This window comes from Candidatus Marsarchaeota archaeon (assembly GCA_023485295.1).
GTDB lineage: Archaea > Micrarchaeota > Micrarchaeia > Micrarchaeales > Micrarchaeaceae > Micrarchaeum_A.
The window spans coordinates 127567-153064 of sequence record JAMCZQ010000006.1; the positions used below are offsets into that span (position 1 = coordinate 127567).

Below are 25498 nucleotides of genomic sequence, written 5' to 3' on the forward strand. Positions count from 1 at the left end.
GTATATAAAAAATGTAGATGCTTATTATAAACGACCGGATAAGATGTGAGGGCAAATTTGATCAATTCAAACCGACGCATCAAAAACGGCAGGCATGTTATATACTATAAATAGGTGTAAAAATGGCAGAAAATAACTCAGGACAGGTTGTATTGCTTCCAGAGGGAGCAACAAGACTTTTAGGCAGAGACGCGCAGCGCACAAACATTGCGGTTGGCGTAGCAGTAGCGAATGCGGTAAAGACCACCTTAGGACCAAAGGGCATGGACAAAATGCTAGTAAGCGACTTGGGAGACATAGTAATAACCAACGACGGCGCTACGATACTGGAGGAAATGAATGTAGAGCACCCAGTGGCAAAAATACTCGTAGACGTGGCAAAAACCCAGGACAGGGAGGTTGGCGACGGCACCACAAGCGTTATAATAACTGCAGGCAGTCTGTTGAAGGGCGCCGAGGAGCTCATAGAGCAGGGCATACACCCAACGATAATAATAAAAGGATATAAAATGGCAGCTGCACGTGCTGCTGAAACACTGGCCAAATATTCAAGGAGCGTAGATCTAAACGACGACCAAACGCTGCAGAAGATAGCTATGGTGTCAATGGGCTCAAAGAATATAGGCGATGAAAATACAAAAATGCAGATTGCAAAGCTTGTGATAAAGGCAATCAAGCAGGTAATGGAAAAGGACAAGGCAAACCACGTGCACGTGGACCACGACTTCATAAAGGTAGAAAAGAAAGCAGGCGGCAGCATATCAGATACATCCCTGATAAACGGGGTGCTGATAGACAAAGAAGTGGCGCACCCAGGCATGCCGAAGTCCATCAGCAACGCAAAGATTGCGCTTCTTGACGTAGCGCTGGAGATAGAGAAGACAGAGACAGACGCAAAGATAGAGATAACGTCGCCTGAGCAGATACAGTCCTATTTGCAGCAAGAAGAGCGCATGCTCAAGGAAATGGTAGAGAAAGTCAGGAAAAGCGGCGCTACCTTTGTTGTGACGCAGAAGGGCATAGACGACGTTGCACAGCACTACCTTGCGAAGGCTGGCATAATGGCAGTAAGGCGCGTCAAGAAAAGCGACATAGAGAAGCTCGCAAAGGCAACCGGCGCAAAGATAATAACAAGCCTCGATGACCTATCGCAGGATGACCTTGGCTTTGCAGGCCTCGTTGAGGAACGCAAGATAGCTGGCGAGCAAATGGTATTCGTGGAGAAGTGCAAGGATCCAAAGAGCGTTACCATATTCATAAGGGGCGGCTCTCAGCAAGTAATAGACGAAGCCGAAAGGTCCATAGCAGACGTTATAGGTGCGGTTGATGCTACCGTAGAAAACGATGGCAAGTATGTCATAGGCGGAGGCAGCATAGAAATCGACCTTGCAGACGAGCTTAGGGAATACTCTAGCGAGGTAGGCGGAAGAGAGCAGCTTGCAATACAGAAGTTTGCAGACGCACTCGAATCCATACCAAAGACCTTGGCAGAAAGCGCAGGCATAGACGCTATAGACACTCTTGTACAGCTAAGGAGCAAGCACAAGAGCAAGGAGGGCAAGGTATATGGAGTAGACGTATTCAGAAACGCAGTAGGTGACATGAACAAGGCAGCAATATACGAGCCTACAAAGATGAAGATGCAGTCCATATTCAGTGCAAGCGAAGCCGCGGAAATGATCCTCAGGATCGATGACATAATAAGCTCGAGGAGCAAGCCTGGGGCATCAGGAGGCGGAATGCCAGGAGGCATGCCTGGAGGAATGGAATGAAGGCCCAAGCCTTCATCCCAGGCAAACCTGGGCTTAGTGCTTTAAGCTTTTTCTTCTTTATACCTATGGTCTTGCATGCCCAAAACTAAAAATACCGTAATATTGGTTCTTGGCTCGCCAGGAGCAGGCAAAACCACCCTGATAAACAGCCTTCCAAAAAGACCAAACACCAAAGTAATAAACATAGGCACCCTAATGGAGCATGAAGCGGCAGCCGAAGCAGTTACAAGGGACAGGCTTAGGTATCTTAGCACAAACAAGATACGCGCCCTAAGAAGAAAGGCTTTCAAGCGGATAGGGGCAATGTCAGGCACAATAATAGTGGATACGCATGCAACTGTTGAAAAAGGAAATAAATTTATATTTGGACTTCCAATAAAAGATTTACATTACATGGGCAAAATATCAGGTATCATATATGTAGACGCAACGCCTGACGAGCTTGTAAAGCGAAGGCTTGCCGACACGGTGAGGAAGAGGGAGAATGATGACCTCGAAGTGCTCAACCTGCAAAGGCAGATAAACCTTGCTGTAATGAGCGCATATGGGTCTGAATTTGACATACCTGTATATATATTGCACAACAAGGAAAACAAGCTTGAAAAATCAATCGAGGATTTCAGCAAGTTTGTTACAGACATACTGGAAAATACATGATAAAACAGCGATTTTATGGTTGCAACAATAGCGCTTAACACTGCAATGCCGTTTACTACAATGGCGATAATAATAGCCATAGGCCTTGCTTATATTGCTTTTTCAACATTTGCCCAGAGGAAAGTCGGCAATCCGAGAAGGATGAGGGAGCTTCAAAAACGCATGAACGACCTCTCAAAGGAGCTCAACGCCCTGATAAAGGCGCATGCACCGCAGGAAGAAATAAGCAAAAAGCAGAGCGAACTGATGCCGCTAATGAGCGAAAACATGAAGGTTTCTATAAAGCCAATGCTCGTCATACTGCCAGTATTCTTTGCGCTCTATTACCTGCTGCTTCCTATGGCATTCGGCTCAATGGCAAACGAGTACGTGATGTTCCTGGGGTCTTTTAAGCTTAATTACCAGGGGGTATTTTTTGCATGCGTTTTCATAATAGGCATAATAACTTCGATATCGATAGTAATCTACGACAGGGTGAAAATGCGCAAGGAAAGCCAGAAGGAACCCCAGTCGCAGCCTGCAACGCAGTAGAATAATTATAAATAGCTTTACGCATAAACCTATTCTGTCAAATAACAAATTGGTGTTTATTTTGCCAAAACCGATGTATAGATCGCATAGCATGAAGAAATCGCAGCGAGTGACCAAGTCCAAAAGGACCGTCACGCATTACCGCAGGGGCAAGAATTCCATGCCTCACTGTGCAATCTGCGGCTCCGAACTTAACGGCATTTCAAGCCATGGCGGCAAAAGCAGGCGCACCAACAGCAGGATTTTTGGCGGCGTCTTATGCGCCAAATGCACTGCCCAAATAGTAAAACTTGGCAGCCGCGTTGAAAATGGCGACATAACCCTTGATGACATAGGCATGAATCAAAGGGCGTATGTGCTGCAGCTTGTTGCTCACTGATAAAAAGGGCAAAATAATGAAAATATGCATATCTGGCTTCACTGCCAGCGGCAAAACAACAATAGCCCAAGCAGTATCAGAGGGCATGGGCATAAGCCACATACACAGGTCATACAAGGAATTTGTTAAAACCGAAGGCGACATTGCTGCCTTTGTTAGTAATGCAGACCCAAAATTCACTAAGGCCTTCGACAGGGAAATCATAAAATCCGTAAAAGCAAAAAGGGACTGCGTAGTAAGCACATGGCTCTCGCCATGGCTGGTTAAAGACGCCACACTGAAGATATGGCTTGCAGCAACCCTTGAAGAGCGCTCAAAGAGGTGGGCCCGCGATTACGGCATACCTATTAAGAAGGCAAAGAAAACTGTTGCCGCAAAGGACAGCAGCACAGTAGAAATGGCAAAGCGCACATACGGCATAGATTTGCGCGATATCAGCGCGTTTGACATAATTATAAATACTGAAAGAACAAGCAAAGAAGAAGCAGCTAAATTAATAATATACTTTGCTAGATTGCGTTTGAACAAGGGAAAAGGTGCGTAAAATGTTGGTAGAACCAGGAAGAGTCTGCATAAAAAAATTCGGAAGGGACGCAGGAAGCAGAGCAGTTATAACTTCAATAGAGCCAGACGGCTTTGTAAAAATCATAACTGCAAAAAGGCCTAAAGAGCGAAAGTGCAACGTAAGGCATTTGGAATTCCTTAAAGAAGCCATAGATCCAAAAAACAAAGAGCAGGTAAACAAAACGCTTGGAATAGCAGAGCCGGCAAGGGCAAAAACAAAGTAGCAATCAGCTTTCCAAAAACTGCAATGCGGCTTCTATCATTTTCTCCTTTTTTGAAGGGCCAAGGTCGGAAAGGATGTCAAAAAGCTGTTTGTAGTCTATTTTGCTGTCAAAGCCTGTTTCTATCAGCCTTTCTTTCAGTGCCTGAAGCCCTGCGTCTTTCACGCTGAGGTCATTAAGCCGGTTTTTCCTAATGTTCGCAATTCCCTCTTCTATTGACGGTTCTGAAAGCTTGGCTGTGTCAATTTCTACGATTGCTTTGCCTGCATATTTGGATGCAAGGTTTCTCAATCCCAATTCATTGCCGGCACGCTCAAACGTTCCTTCAAGATATAATTTTACTATTGGCTTTTTTTCAGGAAATTCTGATATGCAGTCCAGAATTGCACCTTCACACCTTTCCCTGACCTTCGATGGGTTTTCTCCAGAGAATGCCAAATGCTTCACAACGAAAGGCCTGCTGTTTATCTCTACAAATTCGTATTTGTACTCGCTGGTGTCGAACAGTATGAAGCCCTTGCGCTCCTGCTCGCCCTCCTTCAGCTGTGTAAGGACAGTGCTGCCTGGTATAAGGAAGAGCTTGCCATAGAGCTTAGATGCAAGCCTGCTGTGTATGTGCCCGCATACGTACAGGTCGTATCCTTTCGGGAGCTCCTCATAATGTATAAAGTCCTTGTCGAATGGTAATATCTCATACACCGACTGATGGAACATGAATATATTGAAGGATGAGCTTACTGGCTTTGGGTCAAGGGATCTTAGGGTCTCACGCACCCTCTCTTCAGATACGCCGCCAAGGCCGAATACTGACACCTTTTCGTCGCCCTTGCTTATTGTGGCTACAGATTCGCTCACGTCTATGACGAGGCCTGCAAGCGCCAGCACGCTCAATGGATTTTCCTTCCCTGCAGCTGTCCTTTCATGCGTTCCGGATATTGCTATTACTGGTTTGTCGGTATAAGCACTGCCGCTTCCAGAAAAAGATACAGTCCGCGCCCCAAAATTCCTGGTAGAAATATCCCTGAATATGCGCAGTGCCTGGGCCATAACGTCAGGCTTCGGCGCTCTTTTGTCGAAAATGTCGCCAGGCAGCAGTATCGCATCAGCCATTTCCGCTGCTTTTTCAAGCGCTTCGCGTGCTTGGTTCTGTGCGTCTTCAAAAAAGCGCTCGTATCCTATGTGCAAATCGGAAACTATTGCAATTTTCATGAAAATCACTTGTAGAAAACTTCGTTTTCAAACATTTTGATGAATTCTGCCTTGCCCTCCTTCTTTGTTCCGTACGCTCCAGCAGCGCATGGATGCCCGCCGCCGACGCCGTCAATCGTTTTGGCTATGCTCTTCATGATTTTTCCCAAATGGAATTGGCGCTCTTTATCCAGGGGCGGCCTGCACCTTGCAGAAAAGGATATCTCCTTCTCGGATTCGGAAGCAACCAGCGCTATATCAACTCCAATTTTGATCGCGTCATCAGCTGCAGCGGCCGCATGTGACTGCGTCTCGCCCTTCAAAAATAGCATTTTGTTTATGACTGCTATCTCAGAATTGAAAAGGTCCTTGAGCGTGCCAAGCCTTATTTCAGGCGGAGCCACATGCGAGAACTTTTCCGTTAGCTCCTGATAGCTTAGCCCTGCGTTTGAAAGCAGCTCGCCAATCTGCACAAAGCTGTGCGCCGTGGCATTTTTGAATTCAGCTGAATCTGCAATAATTCCTATTGCCAGCGCCTCGGCCATTCTTTTGTCAGGCGCAACCCCCAGATTCTTGAAAATGTCATAGACTATGCTTGCTGTGGAATTATAGCCTTCATCGTTGAATATCAGCAAGTCCCTGTCCACCTTGGAGGGTGCATGGTGATCTATTACAAGTATTTCGCATGAAGCATTGCGCAAATCTGTTTCAAAGCTGCCGCAGTCCTCGAAATTGTTTACGTCAACCATCACTATGAGTTCTGCATCCTTGATAAATCCATTTGTTATGTCCTTCTGATCCATGCCGAAGCTCTCCAGCACAAGCCTTGCATTTGCGCTCAAGAAATCAGGCGAGGAGATGTGTGCGTTTCCGAGCAATGCGCTTATGCCTAGCGCAGAAGAGATTGCGTCGGTGTCGCCTATGCTGTGAAACGTTATCATGACTTTCTTGTTCTTGCTCTGCTCTATCCTCTGGCACAGTTGTTCAAAACTCAGCACGCAAACCGCTCATTACTTTTTAGACTCATTAAGCGCAGAAGTTATCTGCTCCCTCAACTCCTGATCCTTCTTCTTGAGTTCGTCAATCTGCTTTTTAAGCATGCTTAGCCTCATGTCTATGAGCTCGTCTTTGTCCTGTATCTCTTTCAAGGCCTCCTCTTTGGTCGTTTCTATTATTGCCCCGCCAACTGCGGAATAAATCTTCCCCGTCGCCTTTTCTATCTGCTCCTTAGCCTGCTTGTACTCATCTTTCTGGGTTGAAAATTGCTCTTTTTGTGCGCTTAGCGCCTGCAGCTGCTCCTGGACCTTTTGATAGTCTACAGTGATTTTCTCCAATTGGTTCTGATCCATAATAACACCGAACTTAGCATGTACCTGTGGTTCACTATTTATGGCTTAGATAAATATATGATACTTACTAAATTTTACCAGAACCTTCACAATCACTTGTCTATCTCAGCCATTATGACGTCAAGCCCCCCAAGTATGGAAAACAGGTCAGCAAATTTCTGCCCTACTGCAATTTTTTCTAGCAGTGAGAGATTCATGTAAGTCGGCGAGCGCATATAAATGCGGTATGGCCTCTGCTTGTCAGGCACCATGTATATTATGCCCTCTCCTCTGGGCAACTCATGCCTTACTAAAACAGGCGCAGGATTTGCCTGCGGCCCTATAAGCTTTATCGGCATGCCAGTCACATCAGGCACTTCCGGCAGCGCGTCTAATGCCTGCCTTATTATTTTTATGCTCTCAAACATCTCTTCGTACCTTACCCTATACCTCGCGTATGTATCTGACTTATTGCTTGTCGGGATCTTGAACTTCAGATTGCCATATTTGTAGTAAGGTGCCGCCTTCCTCACATCTTCCTCAATGCCTGCAGCACGCAGTACAGGGCCAGCCGCGCCCATATTTACTGCATCATCCCTCTTCAGTATTCCAACCCCCTTTGTTCTTTCTAGGAATATTGAGTTGCCGTCCAATATGCCTGGATATTCAGTTATATGGTTTTCAATATAATCTGTGAGTTTGTAAGCCCTCTCCTTAAAGTTTGGAGGCAGGGGCTTGTCAAGCCCACCTACGCGCATGTTTACATAAAACATCCTGCTCCCTGACACGTCTTCCAAGAATTTTATCACCTGGGCTCTGTCCCTGAAGCACCACATAAACATTGTAAACATCTGCCCCAAGTCATTGCAGAAAGTTCCTAGCCAAAGCAAATGGCTGGCAATTCTTTGGAATTCATTTAAAATTACTCTTGCGTACTGCGCATCATCCTTTACTTCCTTCCCCTGCGCCATCTCTACCGCATTAACGTATAAGTCATCCCAGGCAAGCGGAGCCACATAATCCATTTTTTCAGTATAAGAAGGGTTTTGCATGTACATTCTTGTTTCCATAAGCTTTTCGATTCCCCTGTGCAAAAACCCTATATGCGTTTCCAAATGCTCTATCGTATCTCCATTTACATCGACTACCAAGCGTAGCACTCCGTGCGTGCTCGGATGTATCGGCCCAACATTAAGTCTCATCACAGGCATTCAATCAAGCCTTTTGTAATCCTTACCCCAGACAAAGCTTTTTCTCAGTGGGGCTTCAGCCCCGTTCCATTTTTCAAGCAGAAGCCTCTTGACGTTCCTGCTAATTATTTGTATGCCGAACATTTCTGAAAGCTCGCGCTCCAGCCAATTTGCCGACATGTAAAGCATAATTACCGAATGTATGCTGGGATTTTTAGGATCCAGTTTTACAGTAATCAGTTCCTGCTCGTGCGTCTTCAGGTTGTACAGAATATAAATTACCTCTAACCTGTCAGTGTAATCCACTGCAGTTATGCCCTTGAGGTAGTCAAACCCCTTTTTCTTCATTTCTTCTAATGTCGTCAGTAATGCCTCTTTCTGTATCTCCATCAGTTTTTCCACCTATCTTTTTTTGCAAGTTTATGAGCGCTTGGAAAAGGTTCTCGGGCTTTGGCGGGCAGCCAATCGCGTACACGTCGACAGGCAACACCTGGTCTATGCCTTTTATTATGTTGTAGCTCTCCCACCACGGCCCGCCAGATGTAGCACATTCACCATAAGCTATGACATACCTAGGTTCTGACATCTGCTCATAAAGCCTTTTTACCCTGGGCACCATTGATTTTGTGACCCACCCAGCAACAATCATTACATCACACTGTCTTGGTGTGCCCCTAAACAGCAGGAAGCCCTTTCTTTCTGCATCGATCCTTGCTGCTCCGAAATCCATAAGTTCCATGGCGCAGCACGCCAGGCCGAATTGCAACGGCCACAGCGACTTTTCCGCAGCCCACTGTATTACGCCAGATGCCCTTGCCTTTGCAAAGTCGCTGAGCTTTAGGAACAGTGCGTTGGTCTGGACCTTCCTGCCCTTTAGGCTGCTGGCTAGCAGGCTGTTCATCTCCTGTTCTGCGTTCTCAAAAGCCTCCTTAGTATAAGGCGCATCTTCACTCATCATGCCCACCTATTAGCTTATACCCTATTATCGATAAAGCTGATGCAGCTATAAGCATTATGAAGAAATAAATGCCCAAATACCTGCCATCAGTTTTAGAAACCAGAGCCCATAACAATGTGAGAATGGCAATTACCTCAAAAGGCAGGAAAAGCATCAGAAACGGGAAATATTCCACATCCATGTCCCTGCTGGAGCCTATCGACTTTTCGCCGCTTTCATAAGGCGCGGTTTTTACGTCGTTTAGATTTGCCGCCCTGCGCAAAAGCTTTGATGCAAAAAGGAATCCTGCAGGTATGGATATGCCAAGGAGTGCAAAAAGCACAATAGCTATATAATTATAAAGCATGCTTACACTGCTATACTTTGCATTGGTAATTATAAAAATATATGCGGCACGGGGCTAACTTAAAAAGCGAGTTTCTTGAGTGCTTCTTTGTTGTCGTTTGCTGCAGCAACCACTGTTTTTTGCTTTTTGCACGAGAGGCATAAATAGTCTATCCAGTACGCTCCTCTCCTGTCAATGCTTACCCTAATGGGCTTCATAATACCCCTGCATTTGTTTAGCCTGTCGCCTGGGTTTATATCTACGTGCAGGCTGTGCAGGCAATTAGGGCAATGGTCGGTATAACCATTCCCTGTTGCCTCATACCCACAAACAATGCATTTGAAGTTTTCAATCCTGCGCGAAAATTTTTTAGCCATAGATAGCATCTTATTTCAGATATAATGCTTCATATTTCTTAATATAAATAATATCGCTTTGTTATCGGACTAACGCCTTCGTATTGGCATTGCCAAATGCTTAATAATATTTTTAAGCGAAATAATACAGTGCAACCATGCAAATAGTATACACGACCACTGATACAGTGTCAATGAACGCAGGTTCATATTTGGAATCCAAGCGCCAAAATAATGACAGCATCAAAATCACCGTTACAGATACATCGCTGCTGGATTTTAGCTGCGATGCCAATGCCAAAGACCCTATAATATTTTTAAGCAAGCACGTGAGCAGCAAGAACATACGCTCCTTCACTGTTCATTCTGAAGGAAACTGGGCTAGCGAGGCGAAGCTTGGCGGGAAGCCTAACGAGTTAAGCACAGCCGCTCCAATACCAATGTTCAGTGTACTGAAGCGCATGAAATCTGCAGCCCCAAAAGACATGAATGTAACTTATGAAGCCACACATCATGGCCCATTGCTAAATGTTCCGTCTTTTTTCGCAGAAGTAGGCGGCGATGAAACCACTATAAAAAACAAAGAGCTGGCAGAGTTTCTTGCAGACTCGGTATTGGAAGCGATAGAGAATCCAGAGAGCCCAAGGAAGGTCGTTGTAGGGATTGGGGGTAATCACTATGCATCAAAATTCACAAAGCTTGCAATAGAAAACGATTATGCGTTTTCTCATATAATGCCGCGTTACTACGTAAGCGAAACAAACGTTCTGCGACAGGCATTTGAAAGATCCGTACCTAAAGCAGAATCCGCAGTAATAGAATGGAAAACATTAAATTCTGCGGAAAGGCTAAATGTATTAAACGAATTAAAAAAACTTGGAATCGAGTATGAAAAGACTTAAATTTTTTATAGCCGTTGCTGCTTTAGTCCTGCTTGCCATCGCCCCGCTTTCGGGCGCTCAATACTGGTTCCAATCAGGGGTCCGTGCATCATCGTCTGACGCTTTTAACAACGGCGCAAGCGTGAGCATCGAAACAATAACTCCACAACTGCCCTCTTCCGGATCGTTCGGCTACTGGATAGGAGAAACACTTTCTAATGGCGCTTTCATACAGGTTGGTTATGAAGTTCCTAATGAAACTGGCTATTATCCAGACAACTGCACGTTAGATGGCTGCTCCGGCAGCGTTTTCCTTGCCCAAGGATACCCTACGTGGTTTTGGGAATACTTCCCAAAAGGGTATAACGGATCTTCGTTTTTTGGTGGCATCGGCGGAAACAATAGTGTAGGCAGCAACGGAGAATACAACACTTACTCCTTCCATTCAATAAACGACGTTTGGTATATTTATTTCAACAGCCAGTTGATCGGAAGCGTAAATCTGGGCACGTCAAATTCAGGCCATAATGCGCCTGCGGCATTTGCTGAACTGGCATCCACATATAGCAACACCACGTACATGCCGCAAGTCAGGTTCAAGAACATGTCCATATACTTCGGCAACACAAAAGAAAATGTCCAATCCGCATTCTCTTATATAGGCTACGGTGTCGGAAGCGAGACTCTGCTTGCAAACCCGTATGGCGTCGAAGAAATAAGCCCGTATAACAACTACTTTGAAGTTGGTTCGTTTTTACCTGAAGAACCAGACAATACACAGCTATGGTCCATTGGCTACTATCTGCAGGTGAATTCCCAATACGGCAATCCTTCATCAAGCAATAATTACCCAGCTTATACCACTGCAAATATAAGCGAGCCGAAATACGTTTACATAAACAGTACAACCAGGGAAAAATTTGTAAAGTGGGTTGGAAGCGGCATAGGCTCATACACAGGTGCAGCAAATTCCACAGCAGTAACAATGTCAAGCAATATAACTGAAACCGCAATATGGCAAACGCAGTATTTAGTAAGCTTGCAAAGCACCTATAATGGGACATACGGCTCTGGGTGGTACACTGAAAACTCTACCGCCAGATTAAACATAACAGAGCCGAAGGTTCCAATAGGCAGAGGGACGCGGGCAAGTTTTCGTGAATTTAGCAACGGCGCCACAGCTACAAATTACTCATTTGTCGTTGATAAGCCTGAAAACCTAAGCGTTATTTGGGGAATACAATATTTAGTAAATGCGTCAACCCCGATAGGCAAGGTCCAGGGCACAGGCTGGTACTATGCCAATTCCACCGCCACTCTTACGCTTACGCAGCAGCAAAAGCAAATAAACTCAACATCAAAATTGATCTTTTATTCATGGTCTACAGGCCAGAAAACGCCAAGCATTAGCTTAACAGTAACTTCGCCTGAAAATATAAGCGCAACATACATAAAGGAATTCAAGGTAAACATAATCCCACAGACAACGAACGGCACCGCCATAAATATAACCTCGATTTACGTCAATGGCATGCAATATAATTTCACGTCAATATTTTTACCTACTGGAATTAACATAGTAAACAACGCCACCTATGGTGGTGTAAGCGTAAGCTCGCAGACCCCAACAATCAGTGTGCTTGGTCCAGGGAACCTGCCTGTCAAATTCTCAGTATATAATGTGTTTTTCAAGGCAACCGACATTTTTGGCAAGCCGATAAGCGGAATTCTTACAGCAAAATTTGAAAACGGTTCCGAATCAGAAATAAATATAGGACAGAATGGCAGATATGTATTATACAACGTTCCAAATGGCAATGTTACCGGCACCTTTGAATATTTCGGAATAAGCGTGCCTGTAAGCGCCAACGGCGGTTCAAGCATAAAAGTAATAATGTTGACACCCCTAGTGATAATAGCAATAATAATACTGCTACTTTTTGTTGTTTCATTTTGGTTCTGGCTGTCATTCAAACACAAATGAAGATGCGAATGGACATATACGATATATTCCTGAGGAGGTATGGCACCTTCACAGAAATACAAAAAATTTCAATGCCTGCAATAGAAGCGCATAAGAACGTGCTTATAATAGCTCCGACAGGCTCAGGCAAAACAGAAGCAGCAATGCTTCCAATAATAAAGGAACTGTCTGAAAGTACCGAGCGCAAAGGGATAAAAGTATTGTACATAACGCCGTTGCGGGCGCTCAACCGCGACATGATTTTAAGGCTCGAGCAGCTATGCAAATATTTTAGCATAAGCGTCTCAGTCAGGCACGGTGACACGACTAATTCCGAAAGAAGCAGGCAGGCACGCAATCCCCCGCAAATATTAATAACAACGCCGGAAACGCTACAAAGCATACTCCCTACAAAATACCTAGGCGAAGCTCTTTCCCAGTTAAAATACATAGTAATAGATGAAATACACGAACTTTATTACAACAAAAGAGGCGCGCAGCTGTCGCTGGCAATGGAGAGGCTCGAGGAAAAAAGCCATGGATTTATAAGGATAGGGCTAAGCGCAACAATAAGCAACCCCGAGAAGGTCGCAAAGTTCCTTTGCGGAGATCGTGACTGCGAAATTGTCAGTGCGCAAATCAGGAAAATGCCAAAGCTAACCGTTTGCATGCCACAGTCTTCTAAGCTATCCGAAGAGCTAAAGGAAAAATTCGGCCTGGATAAGCCATCTGCTGCGCGCCTGAACCGGATTTCTACAGAGATAGCGGAAGGCACGTCTACGTTGGTGTTTGCAAATACAAGGCAGATAGTCGAGGCCATAGGCAGCAGGCTGCTGTACATAAACAAGATCGAGCCTTTTGGCGGCATAGGGGTGCACCACAGCTCTTTAGAGAGGGATGAAAGAATAAAGACCGAAAATGAGTTCAAAAGCGGCATATTAAAAGGACTTTTAGCCACAAGCTCGCTAGAGCTAGGGATAGACATTGGCAGCATAAACAAAGTTATACAATATGGATCGCCCAGGCAAGCCCTTAGGCTGATGCAGCGCGTCGGGCGCAGTGGTCACTCTAAAACCGGAACGCCAAAGGGGTTGATTGTTGCAACCGGCATAATAGACGCCATAGAGGCATCTGCAGTCTGCATTAACTCTAAGGATGGCATATTGGAAAAGTATGAATGCCAGTTTGGCGCAATGGACGTGCTGGCAAACCAAATATGCGGAATTGCCCTGGACAAGCAATCCATAAGCGCGGAAGATGCACTTGGAATTATAAAGCGGTCGTATATATACAAGAAAGCCACAATTGAAGACCTGTCAGACCTTCTTAGATTTATGGCAAAACAGATGCTCATAGGCTTTGACGGCAAGAACATAAGTGCAGGTCCGCACACACGCACTTATTATTACAGCCACCTTAGCATGATAATCGATAGCAGAAGGCTGCTTGTAAAAAACATAGCAAACAACCGCATTATATCCAGTCTAGATGAAAAATTTGTTGCAAGCAAGTTACAGGAGGGATCAGTATTCATAACAAAAGGCCTCCCATGGAAAATCATAAGCATAGATGAAGACTCAATCAAGGTGGAGCCATCTACGGATCTTGAGGCTGCAATACCCGACTGGACAGGCGAGGACATACCTGTAAGCCTCGACGTAGCAAATACTGTATCAAAAATAATAGGGCATGCAGACTTGATAAAAGAATATGATATATGCGAAGAAAGTGTGATTTCGCAAATAACCAACTTTTCTGAAGCATGCAAGCCCTATTCTTCCGAATCTGGCAGAAAAGCAGTACTCGAAGTCCATCAGGATTATTCTGCGTTATATACCTTCTTGGGCACCCTTGGAAACGAAGCGCTGTCGAGGCTTATTGGCGACATGGCAAGCTTGAAATTGGGAAGAAGCGTTAACATAAAGGCATCACCCTATATGGTGTTTGTCGAAGCGGACAACAAAAAAATTGACATTGTAAAGCTGCTGAGATCAATCGATCCTGAAGGCGTAAGGGGCTTATTGCTGGACATGCTCGAAAAATCCGAAATACTAATGTACCATTTTGTATCTGTAGCCAAGCTTTTCGGGATCGTAGACAAGGAAGCAAAAATATCCAGATCCCTTACAAAAAGACTGATGGCCTTGTTTAAGGACACTCCAGTTTATAGGGAGGCTATCAGAGAGCTCATTGACAATTATTTTGACGTTTCTGCAGTCTCAAATTTTATTTCAATGCTAAAAGAAAGGAAAAAGGAAATCATAGTGCTAGAAATAGAAAAGATAAGCACAATTACCAAGGCAATAATGGATTCGGCGTATTATACAAGAGAGCTCATAATGCCATTGGTTCCGAGCAATGAACTGCTAAATTCGTTTGTAGAATTCCTTACTGCAAAAGAAGCGAATCTTATATGCACATACTGTGCGTTTTATTTTTCTAAGAAGATATCTGAACTGCAAAAATTAAAAAGCATAAAATGCCCTAATTGTGGGAGCCCTATGATAGCAATAAACAAGAATAACATAATGGAGGTAATTATAAAAAGGAAGAATTCCATAATATTAACCAAGCAGGAAACTAAGGCGCTTAAAGACACATTGACAGAAGCGTCACTTATATCATCGTATGGTTGGAAAGCAGTGGCAGCGCTTTCAACATACGGAATCGGGCCGACTTCGGCTTCCAGGGCTCTTATGATGCTTAGAAGAGAAGACAGGCTTTTCTACATGGATTTAATAGAAGCACAGAAGCAATTCGTCAAAAACAAAAAATACTGGTCTATATAGGGTGTATGCATGCTTTACCTAGTTGGTCTTGGCCTGGGCAATTCAGAACTTACCGAAAAAACAATAGAAATAATACGCAAATCAGAAGTCTTTGCGGAAAATTACACTTCAGTTATATCTTCCGAAAAATTCGAGCGTATATCAAGCATTAAAGAGGGCAAAATCAATCTGCTAGACAGAAGCCAGCTTGAGGAGAAAGCCGCAATGCTGGTAGAAAAGGCAAAAGAAAGCAATGTTGCAGTGCTCTGCGGAGGCGACCCGCTAATAGCCACGACCCACAAAATAATACTGATAGAAGCAAGAAAGCGCAATGTGCCGTACGAAGTGGTGCACGGCATATCTATATTGTCCGTGGCAATCGGGGAAAGCGGTCTGGACTTTTATAGGTTCGGGCCAATATGCACCATTGCAAACTGGTCTTCGCATTACAGGCCTGTTTCATTCTACGAAACAATAAAATTTAATCATGAAAATTCGCTGCACAGCCTAATGCTGCTTGATTTTGACAGCAATCTGCAGAGTTCAATCCCGATTTCCAGAGCGTTGGAAATAGTGCTGAATGCCGAAGATCATTACAAAGGAGGCATATTTAATACGCATACAAAATTGATAGCGCTGTTCGATTTGGGGACGCAGAAGCAGGAAAAGGCGTATGCAGAAATAGGCCAGCTCATTAAGGAAAAAAGCAACAGGGCTGCAACGCTAGTGCTTCCATCAAAATTATCAGACATAGAAAAAGAGATGCTTACCGGCATGAAAGATTATATATAGGGATACAGCACAATAAATAGAAAGTGAGCGTTTTGACACTGCAAATATTATTCAATAAAAAATCAAGGCGCATTTACGCAACTGACCAGTCGACAATAGACACAGTAAGGACTGGCGGCATAGGGGAATTAAGCAGCGGCATGCTAGAACTGATGCCTGAAGAGGGCCTTTACCTGATGGATGTGAGAAAAGCCGAATGCAAGGATTCGGAATCTGGCGAAGGCATCTCTTTCAACGGATTGGCCTCGGTATTTGTGAAAAATAAGAAATTTATGGCGCGGTATTTTACCTACAAGGACTGGCGTGACAGAGGGTTGATGATTACAGATCCGCACCGCGCCAACAAGCCCCAAAAAGATGGCATGCAGGCTAAAAAATATCCCTATTCAAAAATCTCGCTTTCCAGCTATTCTATGCGGGGCATATTCTTCCCTGAAGACCTCACTACAATAATTGATGACAAGGACGCAGGGAAGGAAATATACGAAAAATACTGGTTCGGGCAATATGGCACCTATAAGCTAAGCGATCATGGGATCCTGAATAAGCTGGATGTCTACGAAACCACATACTTGATGGAAAGCAATGCGCTTTCCGTGGAGGGTTACACAAAAAATGACATCATGCGCGCAGCAATGGCTGTAAGGAAAGACTCGCAAAAACTTTATGATGTATACAAGGACTGGCGCTCTAAGGGGTATGTTGTCAAAACCGGCTTCAAGTTCGGGACGCATTTCAGGATATACTTTCCCGGCGCCCAGCCAATAAAAACCGATCAAAACTGGATACACTCAAAGCACGTACTGCATGTATTTCCACGCGACTCCAAACTGCTTACATCTGAATGGGCTAGAGCCATACGCGTTGCGCACTCTGTCAAGAAGACTTTCATACTTGCAATACCTGGCAAAAGCAGGAAAAAACGTCTTGACATAGATTTTGTGCTGTATGGCAGGAACCCAAACAACAACGTTGGCAAAGAAAGCCAATCGCCAAAATATGCGATGCTGTCCTTGAGTGAAAACGAGTATATAGGTGGCAATGAACTATCTGCAATAATCAACGAGGCTAAAGAAAGGGCGCTGGAACTTGTTATAGCAATAGCCGACAGGGAAACTGCTGTTACATACTACAAGATAAAGCGCATAGATCTTCCAAAGAGCGAGTACGAATATTATGAGATAGACTGGATGCAGCCTTAACCGTACAGAATCTTAATAAGTTTTTGTGTTTCAAGTGAATAACGACTTTATATGCTATATATAAAGAAGGGCATAGAATTTCCCACAGATTCGATTGAGATTGCGAATAAGCTAATTTTTAACAAAGATTCGCAAAACAAGCAGCCAAACCTGTACGGCATGCTGCGCTTTGTTGAAAGCAGGTACAGGATAACAAAAATGCCGATAATTAACGGCAAAGGCCCAATAAGGCTAGTTGGGGTATGCTACACCGTTGACAAGGACCTTGAAGGGAAAATATTCAATATTGACATAGTTGAAGATAGGAATATAAACATAGGAACATACAGAACTGAGCAGCCGTCAAACCTGTTTGGCATGTTTTCCGATGCAAATTCAGATATTGCAATCAAGGTTTTTAAAACACTGGTAAGGGATGAAAGCCTAGTTGGAGTTCCAAATGATTTTAAGGGCCAGTCATTTGAAATGAAAAAGCGCACCTTTCTACTAAAAGAGAACCCTGTCTTAAAAGATTATGGCAGTCTTGAGCGAAAGTGACGGGCCCAGGGGGATTTGGACCCCCGACCTACTGGTTAAGAGCCAGCCGCTCTACCAAACTGAGCTATGGGCCCAATATTGCGTATGTTGTTTGTAGCGACATTATAAAATCTTTTTCATCGCATCGCTTACTCGCTTAACAAATTTTCGTTTGCATGCAACTATAATTATTTTCCGCCTTTCTTGTATCATTGACAGTGTTTTAAATATCTGCGACAATTCGTCAAAATGCCTTATGCTAGAATCCTCTTTGAACACTATGTTTATCGGGTTTTCAGCAGCCTTAAACGGAATTATATCTGCTATATACTCGCTTTCCTTTAAGCCTGCCTTTTCAACAGCTTCGCATAATTCCGGAATTTTTATGCTACCCTTAAAATTTGGGTAATAGTATGCTCTTTTAAACAGCTTCCTATTAAGCAAGTCGTTTATCATTTGCTTAGACGCGTCAATGGCTGATAAAGCATTCAAAGCTTTGGTATCGTCATAGTAAACGAATTCGTACGGGTCTACACTGCCGGATTCCAGAGCCAGAGCCAGCGCTTTCTTGTACATTCCATTGGCTATCAGGCATGCATGGTGGAAATACACCGAAGAGTACATATAGTACCTTGCGGCCAAAAATGACTCCACAGCCTCAATCCCGTTGTCGAATACTGCTGGCTCGCCCATTGCGTATGTTATGACGTTTCTAAGCCTGTAGTAGTCTATCACGCCGTAGGCAACTCCTGTGTAATAAGCATCCCTCATCAAGTAATCTATCCTGTCAGAGCCTATCGCTCCTGTGATTATCTTGCCGTACGAGTTACCATCGAAATAGTTTAGCACTTTCTTCTTTGACAAGCCAAAAGAGCTTAGGCAGTCAAGCATGCCTGTATCTGTAATTATCTTCCTGCCAATATCCTCGTGCAGCATCTTTGTCTTGGCGTATATTGGCCCTTCAGATTCATGTGACATTGGCATATGGCCGACATCATGCAGCAGGCCAGCAATACACAGCTCTTCATTTTCCTCAATAAGAAGCCGTTTTGAAATCTCATTTGTTATGCTCCATGTTCCAAGCGAATGCTCAAATCTGGTATGGTGGGCGCCGGGAAAGACGAGATATGAGAAGCCCAATTGCTTTACATAGCGCAACCTTTGGAATCTTTCATCTTCGATAAGCTTAGCTACAACCCCATTAAGCCTCAAGTCCCCAGACACAGGGTCTCGTATATAAAATGCCTTTTTCCTGATTTTCATTTCAAACGCTTGTTTTGTGCAATCTAAGTTTAAAGGTTGCAAGCAGCACGATTGCAATAATACATACGTCTAGCGTTGTGCAGTAGATACAAATCTTGCCGATAAGGTACTGCGCAGTAAAAGAGTACCCCACTCCGAATAACCCCACAATATACCATATCGGAGCCAGGAATGCAGTTAGTTCATCCCGCTTATATGAAATGACTAGCATTATCACGACCCATGCAAGCCCAAGAAAAGCAATAGGAATTCCGAAAACACTTGAGAAATTGCTTGACAGTACCTGCGCGCAATCCACTATTCCTGTATCCGGGCATGCGAGCACACCATTGTCAAAATGCTCCACGCTGAGGTATACGCTATCCAGCAGGGCAATCGCCACAAACACTATAAAAATCGCATTGCTGAATTTCATATTATCACATGCCAATTTACTATCAGTAAACATTATTTAAATATATAATATCTTGGTGGTAATTGCAGTGACGGCTTATGCATTAGAATCTTTCAAAAAGCAAAAGGCAGCTAAACGCAGTTCAATATAGGGTCCTAATCTCAGCATTCTTTAAATGCACCGGTTTACTGCTGATTATACCTATCTTCTCTCCGCAATTTATGCATTCTCCATTCTCGTTCAAATTGTATTCCAATATAGAAAAGCCGAAGCGTTTAATTGCCAAGCTTCCACATTTTGGGCAGTATGTGTTTTCGTACTTATGACCTGGCACATTCCCTATATACACATATTTCATACCAAACGATTTAGCTATGCTGTAATGTCTTTCCAGCGTTTTTAACGGTGTGCTTTCTATATAATCCATCTTATAATCCGGATGAAATCTGGTAAAATGCAGCGGCACATCAGTGCCTAAATTATGCACTATCCAACTGCACAGATCTGTGCAGGCCTTATCTGAATCGCCGACGCCTGGTATAACCAAGTCTGTGATCTCAATGTGTATGCCTGCATCTTTCAAAGCTACCAATGCCTCTTTTATCGGAGCTTCGGAATAAACCGCCATATACTTATTAGTAAAAATCCTTTCGGCATTGCCCTTAAAATCCACAACCACAGCATCTATTTTGCCTTTCATTAGATCTATGGCTTCCTTAGTCATATAGCCGTTGCTTACGAATACTGCATAGAGCCCGTGTTTGTGGGCTTCGGTCGCTGCGTCAAGAGCGTATTCTATGAATATTGTAGGCTCGTTATAAGTGAAGGCAATGCCATCTGCATTCTGTTCCAAGGCGAGCTTTACCAGGTCTTCGGGCCCTAAATAGACCCCCCTTACTTCGCTTTCCTTGCTTATATTGTGATTTTGGCAAAACATGCAGCCAAAATTGCAAGAGGAAGTGCCAACCCCCAGCACCGCAGTTCCTGGCATATAATGGTTAAAAGGCTTTTTTTCTATAGGGTCCAATTGTATAGCGTCTAAAATCCCGTAATTTGCCAAATACAATTCCCCTTCAATATTCTTCCTTACGTAGCAAAACCCGTGGCCGCCATTTGGTATAAGGCACCTTCTAGAGCATGCATTGCACCTTACCTTTCCGGAAACTTCTTCCCAAAGCAGCGCCTTTTTGATCATGATATTACATCGTTTCTGAAATACTTATACTTTTATCTTTTTTATTATTTCAACAAACGTCTCACGCAGCGCGTCGCTTTCTAAAACAGGTATTCTGCCCTCATCCTCCAGATCTGCAATTCGCCTGTCAAACGGTATGTGCCCCAAGACCTCGGCGCCTAATTCGTTTGCAACTTCGATGGTGTTTTTAGACAATGCAGAATCTGACATATTTTCGATTATGCCTAGAATTGGCTTGCCCAGTCTTTTTACCATTAAGCCAGACCTTATAGAATTTATCGAGGCTATTTTTGCAGGCGTAGTCACCATCACAAAACCAGTCATGTCAAGCAGTTGCATTATCGAAAGAGGCGAGTCTGAAGTGCCTGGTGGCAAATCAATTATAAGATAATCCAAGGCACCCCATTCAGTATTTTCAAAGAAGTCACCAAGCATTTTTGCAATCAGCGCCCCTCTCCAGATTATTGGCTTCTTTGTATCATCTACAATCATAGCAGTAGAAGCAACCTTAACATTATTCTTTGTCAAAGGCTTTAGGGGGAATTGCGATATGTCCATGCGTTCCTTTATGCCCATGAAAAGAGGCACGTTCGGGCAGTCTATGTCTGCATCAAGCAGCCCAACAGAATACCCAATGCTGGCAAGCGCAACAGCAAAGTTTACAGATACTGTTGTTTTACCAACGCCGCCCTTTGCACTGTATACGCCTATCTTATTCTTTATGCCTGACAGCTTTTCCTTTATGCGTTCCTTCTGCCTCAGCACTCCGGCAAATGAAGGATGCACTGTGTTTACTTCGCTCATTCTACCAATATATGATTGTGGCAACCATATTTTATATTTTACATTCTACGCATGTTAGGATAATACCACAAATGTGCACGTGCTTTAAAGCAAAGATTAAATAAGCTTTATATAAAAATATTGATAAACTCAGGTGTTCAAATGAAAATAAGTGATCTTAAAGCAGGCACTGGAAACGTCAGCCTTACGGCAACCGTAATCCAGAAGGAAGAGCCAAGGGAAGTAGTCAATAAATTTGGCAAAAGACTGACTGTAGCAAACATAACCCTAAAGGATGAAACAGGCACCATAAACATGTCTCTATGGGGCGACGATATAAATACCGTAAAGACTGGAGACAAGATAGAGCTGTCTAACTGCTATGTCAATGAATTCCGTGGCGTGCCTCAGCTCTCTACTGGTAAATTTGGCAAAATAAAGGTAGTATCGTCTGGTGCGTCTGATGGCGAAGGCGAATCTGAAGACTCAATGGACATGCCAGATCTTGATGAAGACAGCGAGGACAACGAGGATCAATAATCGACTCTTTTGATTCAAGCTTTTTGTCTTTTACGCCTGCGAGGGGCGGTCCAATACCTAAAGCTATAAATTAACAGCGCGCCGCCTATCAAAATGCCGAACCACAACGTTGCCAGCCTAGTCATTATTGTGACTGCCGAAGAGGTTGCGGCAGTGGTTTTAAACAAAGTACCTATCAAAGCCACTAGCGAACCGTCAGTGACCCCTATATTTCCGGGTATCCCTGTTATCATGCCAAATAAATTGCTTGAAGATTCTATGAATGCGCTTCCCACAACGTGCGGTGCCAGGCCTACGGCAAGAAGCGTGAAATATAGGGCCATTGCATTAAGGAAAGCAGCAGGCAAGGTAACTGCTATTGAAACAAGATAGGTGCTTGGCTTATTAAGTGTGCTCTGTGAAGCGAAATATTCGTCCCCATAGAGCGTGAATGTTTCTATGAATCTGCGCTTTTTGAAAAGCCTTTTTATGAAATTGTAAAACCAGTCGTTCAATATGAAAAGGTAGGGCAGGGTAAGAACAGCATCTATAATTACTACGTATATGACGAATTCATCAAAATATAGTGCCGATATCAATGCCAGCAAACCTACACCCAAAAAATCCGTAAATATGTCTATAGTAACTACAGGCAGGATTGTGGAGGTCTTTATGCTGGTTAGGCGCCCCAGCGTATAGGCTACCAATACACGCCCAATTTTCCCAGGAGTTATGTTCATCGAATATTGCGACATGTAGACGATGAAGTTTTTTGAAGCAGGCACGTGGATCTTGAGCTTCTTAATGTAATAATTCCATTTTATGAATCTCAGCAAATACCCTGCAAACACTGCTGCAAATGCCAATAAGTAAAGTTCCATGTTGGCACTTAAAATTATATTGAAGACATGCCCTATCCCGCCTATTACTGCAATAACTATGAATACGGCAAAGCTTGCAATGAAGCCAAGCCCAACGAAGAACGCAACGCGCCTAATCAGCTTTATATACTCCTTCCTACTCAAGCTGTTTATGTTCGTGATTGTGAACCATATGGACTTGTTTTTTTGCGTTTTCATCATTTTACCCTAAGCTTTCGAAAAGGCTTCCGTATTCATTTGCTATTTTATCCCAATCATGCTCCTTTATTATCGTGGTTTCTCTGCATGTGCTGGCACGCTCCCTGTATTCACTTATAGAACTCAAAACTTTTAATATGGCTCTTTTTAAATCGCCACTGCTCTTCGGAATAATATATTCGCCGTAATCTTTTACAACTTCAGGTATGCCGCCTACTCCAGTAGTTATCACAGGAGTGCAGCTTGCCATGGCTTCCATAAGCGCCATCCCTGCAGGTTCGTATAACGATGGGAAAACAAATGCGTCAGCCGCATTGTAATAGAATGGCAATTCACCTTCTGAAATCCCTTCTACTATCCTTACTCTGTCTAATATGCCAAATCTCCTTGAAAGTTCAAGCATCCGGTCTTTAAGCGGACCCTTGCCTATTACAATAAAATTGATCTGCATACCCTCTTTTGCTAGTTCGCCTAGCGCCTTTATTATATATTCATGGCCCTTTTGCTTTGTTAACCTGCCGTTGCTAAGCAGGATAGGCCCTGGGTCGAAATTTAAACTTTCTATAACGCTTCTGACTTCTTTTGAGCTCTTTTCTCTAAATCTGAAAGCAGCATAGTCTACGCCATTGTATATTACGCGTGCTTTGTCCATCATACTTTTCGGTACCGTTACCTTCACTGCATTCTCAGAGACTCCACTTATGGCATCCGCGGCTTTCATGACTTTCCTTCCCCAAAAAACGTCATAAGCCAGCCCGCCAAAGTCTGTAATAAAGTCAATTCCTTTTGGCAGAGAGTTGTGTATCGTTAAAACGAGCTTTTTGTTTTGGCTCTTTATGGCATTTATTGTGCCTCCAAAATACTGGTACCTGTTATTTATATGGTATGCGTCGGCATCCAGTTCGATTATCTTCTTATTAAGCTCGTCCATGGCAACCAGTGGCAAAGGCGCAAAAGGCACATTTATCTTCCTAGACTTCAATCTTACTATGTTTATGCCCCTTACTGATTCATTAGGCTCTGTGCCTGGAATCGCAGAAGTTAATACGGTAATGTTGTGTTTTTTTGAAAGCCTAGAGTAAATCTCAAGGAGTACCTTTTCAGTTCCTCCATAATATGGGTAAAAAAATTGGTTCAATACACAAATATCCATTCAGATCACAAATGTGCCTTATTCCTATTAAAACAGAAGTGAAACCGTTTCAAAATAATATTTATATAGTGTTTCTGCATAATTAAAACCGGTCAAAAATGCAAATCAATAATAGCTCAAAGGCTGCAAACAAAAACATCATAGTATTCCTGCTGGATACCGCTAGGTCTGATGATGTATATGGTAATAAATCATTAAAAAACATATCTAACATATCAAAAAAGGCCGTTGTATACCGGAACGCGATTTCTCCTTCAACATGGACTGTGCCTTCTCATGCTTCTATATTCACTTATAAAAAGCCATCAGAAATACCGCAGGTGTCAAAAGACTTTATGCAGGACTCTTCGATAGACCCGTGGTATGTAAAAATCAAATTTTTGCCTGACAACGCGGAAACAATTGCTACAAAGCTCCGCAGAATGGGTTATTATTCTGTGCTTTTTTCAAACAATCCGTTCCTAACCAGCTATACCAACCTCGCAATAGGCTTTGACAAGATCTACGATTTATGGATGCAGTCGAATATAAAATATAACCCAAAGAAGGCAAAATTTCTAACAAAATTCATAAAAGGAGGTAAAAGATCAAGGGCTGCCATGTACGCCGTTACGTCTGCTATAACCAACCTGTTTCCCAGGCCATTTTTGGACAAGGCGTACCTGAAGCTAAGGATAAAAATGGACATTGGCGTTGCAAGGGCAGACGGCACATACGCACTAGACCGCGGCGCTATAGATACCAATGCTGCATTAAAAAGCTATATGGAGAATTATTACAATTATAAACCCCAATTCATTTTTCTGAATTGCATAGAAGCCCATGAAAACTACCCTGTTGCTGACAGATCAATTATACAGGACAAATGGCTGTACCTGAGCGGCATACTTGAAATGAATGACTATGTAATAAAGCAGCTCCATTCAGCATACAGGAAAAGGCTCGTATACCTTGACAAACAGATATCCAAAAGCATCGACATATTAAAGGAAAACGGCATTCTTGACAACGCAAAATTGATAATAACCTCTGATCACGGCCAGTTCTTCGGGGAGCACAGCATGCTGTACCATTCAATGTTTCCATACACCCCTGTAACGAACGTACCTTTGATAGTTGCAGACTATGAAGGGGGTAAAATCGCATCTTCGCACAGGGTCGAGGAAGACCCGATAAGCCTTTCCGAGATGCATAACATGATAATGAATGCTGCGGCTTCAAAGCAGTACCAGAATGTGCAGCGCGGTCCAGTAACAAGCGAGCATTTAGGCATAAGCGAAGGGTGGGACAGCGCCCTGCTGAGCCACCTTGGAAAGAGGTCGGTTTACGCGTCAAGAATATACAAGGCAAAATTGGCCTTCAATATCAGGTCTACAGCGATAAATTACAAAGGCTTCAAGCTGATTCATTATTTTGGCATGAGAAAAAGCGAATTGTATAAAGCCGAAGATTCAAGCGAACAGGAGGATCTGTTGCAAAAATACAGGGGCGTTGCAAAGCGCATGGCAGTATTCGCGTAAG

Annotated in this window: 27 protein-coding genes, 1 tRNA gene and 1 pseudogene; 14 read left to right on the forward strand and 15 right to left on the reverse strand. The window is 43.5% G+C overall.

All coding sequences use genetic code 11. From position 1 onward, the window contains the following. The first annotated feature begins 122 nt into the window (after positions 1-122). From M1125_03495 to M1125_03520, 6 genes are all read left to right on the forward strand, one after another. Positions 123-1772: a TCP-1/cpn60 chaperonin family protein gene (locus M1125_03495; GenBank protein MCL5404872.1), complete on the forward strand. Its 1650-nt coding sequence runs from the start codon at positions 123-125 to the stop codon at positions 1770-1772. Positions 1773-1847: 75 nt separating this feature from the next. Then, positions 1848-2429, forward strand: coding sequence for an AAA family ATPase (locus M1125_03500; protein MCL5404873.1), 582 nt, complete (start codon positions 1848-1850; stop codon positions 2427-2429). Positions 2430-2444: 15 nt separating this feature from the next. Then, entirely contained in the window at positions 2445-2960 is a 516-nt protein-coding gene (locus M1125_03505; GenBank protein MCL5404874.1) for an EMC3/TMCO1 family protein, read from the forward strand. 61 nt (positions 2961-3021) lie between these two features. After that, a complete protein-coding gene (rpl34e, locus tag M1125_03510; GenBank protein MCL5404875.1) occupies positions 3022-3339 on the forward strand; it encodes a 50S ribosomal protein L34e in 318 nt (105 codons plus the stop codon). A gap of 16 nt (positions 3340-3355) precedes the next feature. After that, positions 3356-3883 (forward strand): cytidylate kinase family protein, encoded by a 528-nt coding sequence (locus tag M1125_03515; GenBank protein MCL5404876.1) that lies wholly within the window; start codon positions 3356-3358, stop codon positions 3881-3883. 1 nt (position 3884) lies between these two features. Then, positions 3885-4127: a 50S ribosomal protein L14e gene (locus M1125_03520; protein ID MCL5404877.1), complete on the forward strand. Its 243-nt coding sequence runs from the start codon at positions 3885-3887 to the stop codon at positions 4125-4127. 3 nt (positions 4128-4130) lie between these two features. Here M1125_03520 and M1125_03525 read toward each other — a convergent pair whose 3' ends face one another. The 8 genes and pseudogenes from M1125_03525 to M1125_03560 all read right to left on the reverse strand — a co-directional run bounded on the left by M1125_03525 (position 4131) and on the right by M1125_03560 (position 9490). Then, complete coding sequence (locus M1125_03525; protein ID MCL5404878.1) at positions 4131-5333, reverse strand: metallophosphoesterase family protein; 1203 nt, start codon at positions 5331-5333, stop codon at positions 4131-4133. 5 nt (positions 5334-5338) lie between these two features. Beyond that, positions 5339-6310, reverse strand: a complete 972-nt coding sequence (locus tag M1125_03530) for a DHH family phosphoesterase (protein ID MCL5404879.1) — start codon at positions 6308-6310, stop codon at positions 5339-5341. A 12-nt stretch (positions 6311-6322) separates the two neighbouring features. Continuing rightward, complete coding sequence (locus M1125_03535) at positions 6323-6661, reverse strand: prefoldin subunit (protein ID MCL5404880.1); 339 nt, start codon at positions 6659-6661, stop codon at positions 6323-6325. Positions 6662-6753: 92 nt separating this feature from the next. Beyond that, the gene (locus tag M1125_03540; GenBank protein MCL5404881.1) at positions 6754-7851 is read right to left on the reverse strand and encodes an NADH-quinone oxidoreductase subunit D; all 1098 of its coding nucleotides are present in this window, start codon (positions 7849-7851) and stop codon (positions 6754-6756) included. Then, positions 7852-8220 (reverse strand): NADH-quinone oxidoreductase subunit C, encoded by a 369-nt coding sequence (locus M1125_03545; protein ID MCL5404882.1) that lies wholly within the window; start codon positions 8218-8220, stop codon positions 7852-7854. A 13-nt stretch (positions 8221-8233) separates the two neighbouring features. After that, positions 8234-8608: pseudogene (gene nuoB / locus M1125_03550) on the reverse strand (NADH-quinone oxidoreductase subunit NuoB). Between the two features lie 169 nt (positions 8609-8777). Next, complete coding sequence (ndhC, locus tag M1125_03555; protein ID MCL5404883.1) at positions 8778-9134, reverse strand: NADH-quinone oxidoreductase subunit A; 357 nt, start codon at positions 9132-9134, stop codon at positions 8778-8780. A gap of 59 nt (positions 9135-9193) precedes the next feature. Continuing rightward, positions 9194-9490, reverse strand: a complete 297-nt coding sequence (locus tag M1125_03560) for an RNHCP domain-containing protein (GenBank protein ID MCL5404884.1) — start codon at positions 9488-9490, stop codon at positions 9194-9196. 137 nt (positions 9491-9627) lie between these two features. Between M1125_03560 and M1125_03565 the strand changes: the two genes are divergently transcribed. Genes M1125_03565 through M1125_03590 form a run of 6 tightly spaced genes read left to right on the forward strand, consistent with a single transcriptional unit; the run spans position 9628 to position 17612 of the window. Then, a complete protein-coding gene (locus M1125_03565; GenBank protein ID MCL5404885.1) occupies positions 9628-10371 on the forward strand; it encodes a D-aminoacyl-tRNA deacylase in 744 nt (247 codons plus the stop codon). Continuing rightward, positions 10358-12334 (forward strand): hypothetical protein, encoded by a 1977-nt coding sequence (locus M1125_03570; protein MCL5404886.1) that lies wholly within the window; start codon positions 10358-10360, stop codon positions 12332-12334. Before M1125_03565 ends, M1125_03570 begins: the two co-directional genes overlap by 14 nt. An 8-nt stretch (positions 12335-12342) precedes the next feature. After that, positions 12343-15102 (forward strand): DEAD/DEAH box helicase, encoded by a 2760-nt coding sequence (locus tag M1125_03575; protein MCL5404887.1) that lies wholly within the window; start codon positions 12343-12345, stop codon positions 15100-15102. A gap of 9 nt (positions 15103-15111) precedes the next feature. Then, positions 15112-15873 carry a diphthine synthase gene (dph5, locus tag M1125_03580; GenBank protein ID MCL5404888.1) on the forward strand — a complete coding sequence of 254 codons (762 nt, stop codon included), beginning with the start codon at positions 15112-15114 and terminating at the stop codon, positions 15871-15873. Positions 15874-15905: 32 nt separating this feature from the next. Further along, positions 15906-17075: a tRNA-intron lyase gene (gene endA, locus M1125_03585; GenBank protein MCL5404889.1), complete on the forward strand. Its 1170-nt coding sequence runs from the start codon at positions 15906-15908 to the stop codon at positions 17073-17075. Positions 17076-17126: 51 nt separating this feature from the next. Further along, positions 17127-17612, forward strand: a complete 486-nt coding sequence (locus M1125_03590) for a hypothetical protein (protein MCL5404890.1) — start codon at positions 17127-17129, stop codon at positions 17610-17612. On the opposite strand, the gene M1125_03595 is transcribed toward M1125_03590, so the two are convergent. The 5 genes from M1125_03595 to M1125_03615 form a co-directional block, all read right to left on the reverse strand. Continuing rightward, positions 17613-17686 (reverse strand) — tRNA-Lys (locus tag M1125_03595). It lies immediately after the preceding gene. 28 nt (positions 17687-17714) lie between these two features. Beyond that, positions 17715-18854: an HD domain-containing protein gene (locus M1125_03600; protein ID MCL5404891.1), complete on the reverse strand. Its 1140-nt coding sequence runs from the start codon at positions 18852-18854 to the stop codon at positions 17715-17717. Position 18855: 1 nt separating this feature from the next. Beyond that, positions 18856-19269 carry a vitamin K epoxide reductase family protein gene (locus M1125_03605; GenBank protein MCL5404892.1) on the reverse strand — a complete coding sequence of 138 codons (414 nt, stop codon included), beginning with the start codon at positions 19267-19269 and terminating at the stop codon, positions 18856-18858. A 121-nt stretch (positions 19270-19390) separates the two neighbouring features. Further along, positions 19391-20443, reverse strand: coding sequence for an AmmeMemoRadiSam system radical SAM enzyme (gene amrS / locus M1125_03610; GenBank protein MCL5404893.1), 1053 nt, complete (start codon positions 20441-20443; stop codon positions 19391-19393). A gap of 24 nt (positions 20444-20467) precedes the next feature. Then, positions 20468-21247 (reverse strand): Mrp/NBP35 family ATP-binding protein, encoded by a 780-nt coding sequence (locus M1125_03615; protein ID MCL5404894.1) that lies wholly within the window; start codon positions 21245-21247, stop codon positions 20468-20470. 141 nt (positions 21248-21388) lie between these two features. Between M1125_03615 and M1125_03620 the strand changes: the two genes are divergently transcribed. Next, positions 21389-21766: an OB-fold nucleic acid binding domain-containing protein gene (locus tag M1125_03620; protein MCL5404895.1), complete on the forward strand. Its 378-nt coding sequence runs from the start codon at positions 21389-21391 to the stop codon at positions 21764-21766. Between the two features lie 14 nt (positions 21767-21780). Here M1125_03620 and M1125_03625 read toward each other — a convergent pair whose 3' ends face one another. Together M1125_03625 and M1125_03630 are read right to left on the reverse strand one after the other, a co-directional pair. Continuing rightward, on the reverse strand, positions 21781-22824 hold the full coding sequence (locus M1125_03625) for a flippase-like domain-containing protein (GenBank protein MCL5404896.1): 1044 nt from the start codon (positions 22822-22824) through the stop codon (positions 21781-21783). A gap of 4 nt (positions 22825-22828) precedes the next feature. Next, positions 22829-23977 carry a glycosyltransferase family 4 protein gene (locus tag M1125_03630; protein ID MCL5404897.1) on the reverse strand — a complete coding sequence of 383 codons (1149 nt, stop codon included), beginning with the start codon at positions 23975-23977 and terminating at the stop codon, positions 22829-22831. Between the two features lie 98 nt (positions 23978-24075). On the opposite strand from M1125_03630, the gene M1125_03635 reads away from it, so the two are divergent. Beyond that, positions 24076-25497 (forward strand): sulfatase-like hydrolase/transferase, encoded by a 1422-nt coding sequence (locus M1125_03635; GenBank protein MCL5404898.1) that lies wholly within the window; start codon positions 24076-24078, stop codon positions 25495-25497. Position 25498 lies beyond the last annotated feature (1 nt).